The organism is Prevotella sp. 885, from assembly GCF_002265625.1.
GTDB lineage: Bacteria > Bacteroidota > Bacteroidia > Bacteroidales > Bacteroidaceae > Prevotella.
Genome location: NZ_NOVE01000088.1, coordinates 1 through 5,390, shown reverse-complemented (window position 1 = coordinate 5,390; position 5,390 = coordinate 1). Strand labels below are relative to the sequence as shown.

General features: G+C 38.4%; 4 protein-coding genes. All 4 read right to left on the bottom strand.

The features are described from left to right. Window positions 1-819: 819 nt before the first annotated feature. From CHL74_RS14690 to CHL74_RS14675, 4 genes are read right to left on the bottom strand one after another with little or no spacing between them, the layout of a single operon-like run. Window positions 820-2,262 (bottom strand): DEAD/DEAH box helicase, encoded by a 1,443-nt coding sequence (locus CHL74_RS14690; protein ID WP_094881926.1) that lies wholly within the window; start codon window positions 2,260-2,262, stop codon window positions 820-822. Beyond that, window positions 2,262-4,556 (bottom strand): DGQHR domain-containing protein, encoded by a 2,295-nt coding sequence (locus CHL74_RS14685; RefSeq protein ID WP_094881925.1) that lies wholly within the window; start codon window positions 4,554-4,556, stop codon window positions 2,262-2,264. Before CHL74_RS14685 ends, CHL74_RS14690 begins: the two co-directional genes overlap by 1 nt. A gap of 3 nt (window positions 4,557-4,559) precedes the next feature. Continuing rightward, the gene (locus CHL74_RS14680) at window positions 4,560-5,003 is read right to left on the bottom strand and encodes a DUF7226 domain-containing protein (RefSeq protein ID WP_094881924.1); all 444 of its coding nucleotides are present in this window, start codon (window positions 5,001-5,003) and stop codon (window positions 4,560-4,562) included. Between the two features lie 4 nt (window positions 5,004-5,007). Beyond that, window positions 5,008-5,289: a DNA adenine methylase gene (locus tag CHL74_RS14675; protein ID WP_094881923.1), complete on the bottom strand. Its 282-nt coding sequence runs from the start codon at window positions 5,287-5,289 to the stop codon at window positions 5,008-5,010. Between the last annotated feature and the right edge of the window lie 101 nt (window positions 5,290-5,390).

The window sequence follows — 5,390 nt, the reverse complement described above, 5'->3', positions numbered from 1 at the left end:
AATCAACGAGTTATGCAACTTTTCAAAGAACTATTTCGCAATATAAAGTGTTAAATGTCAGCAACTTAACGAGCTGAATTCTTGCACTTTTTATGTCAGATTTATATCTAAATTTTGAACACCCTACCCGAAGGGGGACTGACACATCCTGTATGATGTTGAGGATGATAGTGGGTCCCGCTTTGCGGAACCAAGAGAGGATGAGGTGATGCTTATCCCACAGCTGCGCTCCTTCGGAGCTTGCAATGGGTTTCTGAAAGATACGTGTCCCCTCGGGACACGGCGCTGACTGACTGTTCTGCTATGGAAGGCTGCGTGGCTACGGCGAGACGCCATAGCCTCCTATAACGGCGCAGCTTCAGTGAAATCAAAAAAATCCGTAATCCAAAAGAAAAAATCTGTGAGTGGCATCTGTGGGAGAACAATATCAAGCTGCAGATGGTGGCTCCCACAGATAGCACGGATGAGCACGGATGTGGGATAAATAAATCTGATAATCCGTGGCATCTGTGGGAGAATCAATATCAAGCTACAGATGGTGGCTCACACAGATAGCACAGATGAGCACGGATGTTCCATAATATGATTATCGTTCTGAACAATTCCTTATCCATATCTTTACTTTTCTTACAAAGATATGCTTTTTATTCGCTGCCACAAAACAAAAACAGACCTTTTTTATTCGGCAGCAGCGAATAAATCGTTTTTTTTGACAGAAAGACAGGTTTTTTGAAAGGAAGACATGAAGACAGGTTTTATTCTCTATTCAAAACTGAATTTATCGGTGTGCAGAAAAAGTTAACATAGGAGCCGCGGGCATTAGTCATTATCTATAAGATTCAAGGTTATTAATCTTTTCTTAACAACATTCTCCTCTACATCAAAAACCGAAGCAAGAACGGATAACTGACACTTCTTTTCAATATATAGTGTACGAAGCAAAGAATCGTCCTGCTCAGACCATCCTGCCACATAATCATCAGTTTTTACTACTGTTTCTACTGGAGAGACAATGTCCTGTACCAAATCTAACTCTTCATCTCCTTCTTCAAAATTACGATCCATTGCACCAAAGGTTTTAACTGAAGAAACAACAGAATGTGTCTTTTTCCTATACGGAACTCCTACAAACTCAGTATTCCAATCCCTGTCCGCATCTGGCAGTCCAAACTCCAGATGTTCGCCTACATTATCAAGAATCAGACAATTACTCTTATTGGAAGTAAGTCTCAATCCACGTCCAACTTGTTGCAGGTATTTCACCAATGATTTTGTAGGACGAGCCAACTGTATAAATTCAATGTCTGGACAATCAAAGCCCTCTGAAAAGATATCAACATTTACGATAATATCTATAAGACCCATTTTAAACCTTTGCACATAAAGGCGTCGTTCGTCACGAGGTGTAAGACTGTCTATACACACAATATTTACGCCTGCTTTTTTGTATTCAGCACATATATGGTCGCTATGCTTTCGACTAACCGAATAAATTATACCTTTCTTACCTTTGGCAAACTTAAGGTAACTCTTAAGCAGATGGGCACGAATAACTCCATTATCCACTACTTTTTCAAGAGCAGAAACTTTATAATCACCTTCAACATCAAATTCGCTAATATTGCTGATAAGACTATGTATGTTACTACTGTCCTTTATAGAGTAATACTTGTACGGTGACAACCATCCTTCAGAGATAAATTCTTTTATAGATTTAGATAATACAAGCCTGTCATAAATTGACGCAAATCCTCTATGGTTCATTCTCCAAGGCGTGGCTGTAACTCCAAGTTTCTTTGCATCAGGATACAAATCCCATAACTTATTATAGGATTTAGCAGTAGAGTGATGAGCCTCATCTATTATTACAAAATCAACACCGAGACAGCTTGCCACTTCGAAGTTCGTCCTATGAGTAATGGTCTGGACAGACGCAACTTGCACTTGCGGACGCAAGTTGCGCTCCTTACCACCAGCAATTATGCCATGACTAACCTTGTATTTGTCCAGACTATCACTTATTTGCTCTATCAGTTCTATCCGATGAGCCACAATAAGCACTTTTACGTCTTTTCCGCTGATTATGCTCCATGTCCTGATATCACTAATAATAGATGTGAACAGACGAGTCTTTCCAGTCCCCGTAGGCATTTGCAGCATCACGCTATCACAATCATCCCAGGCAGAAAATATCTTACGCTTCGCCTCTATTTGGTATGGACGCAAACTTGCATCGTCTCTATAAATGTCACTATATCTCATTATTCAGAAATGAATTGTTGAAGATGCGTGTTTATCCTTTCCAGATAGTTAATGTCAGAGCGTGTCATTGACATTCCCTTCTTTTTGTCTATCAAGCGGTCAATCCAAGCTATCTTATCATTCTTCGATTTGAATCCAAGACCAAGGTCTATGGCAAATACCTGAGAGAAAGTGTCATTACTGAAATTTTCCTTTATTATTGTCTTGTAATCCATGATCTCCAAATAGTCTCTCCAATCATAATTGTTGGGGTCAAAACTATCATCATCACCAAACATTTTAAGTATCTTGTTTTCTGTGACATTTTTCAATAAAGCAACACTCTTATCCCACTTATCTCCATATACCATTACAAGTCGTTCAAACACAAGTCGTTTAACTTGTCCGCATATGTCTTTCTTTATATTGTTACCTTCAAGCTGAAGGTCCTCATCCTGTGTTTCCTTCCATTCAGCTAGCTCATCAGGACAATAGTTCGGAAAATCCTTATTTACGAAGTTCTGATAAGAACGGAGCCAAAACACATCCGCTCCTTGACCGAGCACTCCTGTTATCGTTCGCTTCTCATCGTCAGTTATGCCGTTAAGATTCTCTGACAACCCTATAATATAGGGCTTTATTGCCTCAAGCCTTTCACTTATAGAAGACGACGAACAAATAACACCGGTTTGGATAAGGAATCTGTGAACAGAGCCAATAAGGGTTATGAATGCATACGTGGCTCTAGGAGTGAAAAGGAATACTTTCCTTGTCTCCTCATTCATTGCATTATTAGCTATACTATACGCTCCATCTACAAAGCATGCGATATTCTTTCTCGCTTCACGCATTGCCTTTTCATTATTTGTTTCATTTATATCATATAGGCATGTGTCAAGATTGCCAGTCCATCGCGTTGCAGTCGCCTTAGGTAACAATCCTGAACGCGAAAGAGCCGTATCAAACGGTTTAAATGCAAGAGTCGCCGAGTCCTCACCTATAGATATCATACCATAAAGCACATTGTTGGAGTTGTTGCCCAATGCTTTTATCACAGAGGAACGCAGAGCTTTCATTCGTGAATCAAGATGGCTGGATTTCCAGCACAAGTCTTCTTGAAGATCCAAACGTAGACTTGGATTCACAGCTTTTTGATTTTCGTTGATATCCATAAATATCTGAAGTTGCTCTTCTGAAGGCATATTTTCAAAAGCAACAACTGGCACAGTGTGCTTGTCCTTGTATTTCGAATTAGCATAACCATATACTCGATGTTGTCCGTCAATTATATAGGCTATGCCATAAGCATTTGGTATGCTTAACAAACCAAACTCTGCTTCAGAATCCTCTTCCTTATGAATCATGTCAAACTTTATTTTTACATCATCACTTGGCTCACAAAAATTCAGAATAATAGAATTAGGGAAAAAGCCACCATCATCAATAAACTTTGTTATACCCTTCAAGCGACTTGGAACCAACAGACGTTGATAAGTTGGAGCCAAAGAATCGTTCACTTTCGTGCGATGAAGAACAAAACCAACCTTCAGCAATATGCTTGGTTCTATGGAAAAGAGAAAATACGACTGCTTACCCATCTTACCCTTTAAAGCTGGGATTGTGATGGGCTTATCGTTTATCAACTCATCCTTAAACATCAAACCTAAAAATTGATAAATGGCTGCATTCTTATAGCATTTTATTAGGCTTGTTATGTATTTATACGTATTATCATTAAGGTGGAAGATACCGTAATTTCGCATTCTCTTTATATCCTCACCTTCTTCAGGAAAACGATAATTTCTTGTGGCAAAGATAAACTTCACACGTTTCTCCAAGCCATATACATGACGCAACGAATCGGAAACACCACGCATATACTGCTCCATCTTGTTTAATTCATTCTTAAATGAATGAGACACACTTTGTGCAGCAGCCTTACATTCCACAACAAAGATAGAATCATCACCGACCGCAACAACGTCTAATTGCTGAATGTCGGTTTCATTAGGTCCCCATTGAACAGAAAGATTCTCATCTCTATTAAGAATTTTGAAACCAAGATTATAAAACATACACCATATGTCATCTTCAAATTGCACACCATTGGCCTTTTCCTTACACATGGTAGTCTTTCTAACCATTGATTTCTTGACAACATATCCTTTCTTCAAATAATCGTCCACCTCACCATTAAACACACTTATAATATCGAATCTGTTGTTTTTAGCCCTGAACTTTATATCCAACACATCCGAATCATGTACCATGTGCGTCTTTATTATCTCTAACTGCTTTTCCGATATACTTGTCATAATTTATTTTAGATTGTTGTATTGTATTATTTTCTTACACCATTTTACGATATTGCTTGAGCGTCTGCAGTAAACAGCATCACTTAATCCCGGGAAATAGCGCATCGTCAGACTTTTAGCCATTTCATATGGACTATCATCTGGATTGTCCGTCATATATCTATAGACCTGCCCAATCATGTCGTCCTCAATTATTCGCTTATATATACGTTCCTTTACCTCAGCCATATTATTTTCGAAAATATCTATAGCTAATTCAGTAGGCGTCCAGTCATCATGCAGCAAATCAAGATATTTACATGCATTTGTATAGTAAGCAACTTGTCTTAACGAGAACCCACAATAATCAGCCACCTCCTGCCGCTTACAACATGGATGCATATAGATATACTTAAATACATCTATAACGGTGTCAAGATTATTTGCTTGTATAAGTATCTTATTCATAGCGTTAATAGTTTTTTACGAGTATTTCAGTTGTCATCTCAACGCCCGGAACAAAAGCATTAATTGTCCGTGGTGCTCTTATATGCAAAATATCATAGCCATTGTATAGATGTTCAAAATAGCTAACTCCTGGTTCCATCTCACTATCAGAATTACTCAGCATGAAACGCCCTCCATTAATATTGACGAAATCACAAAACTCCTTCAATCTTTCCTGTTCTGTATCTCCAAAATCATTTAACGTGTATTGACGAAAATTAGGCTCATCCGATAAAGTCCGTGGCATCCCTACCCAAATATATCAACGATACATGATAGATTTTCCGTAAAGATGTTTACCTTTGCTGTATGAAAAATGATGTCAGCATTAATATGTACAAGGGACTT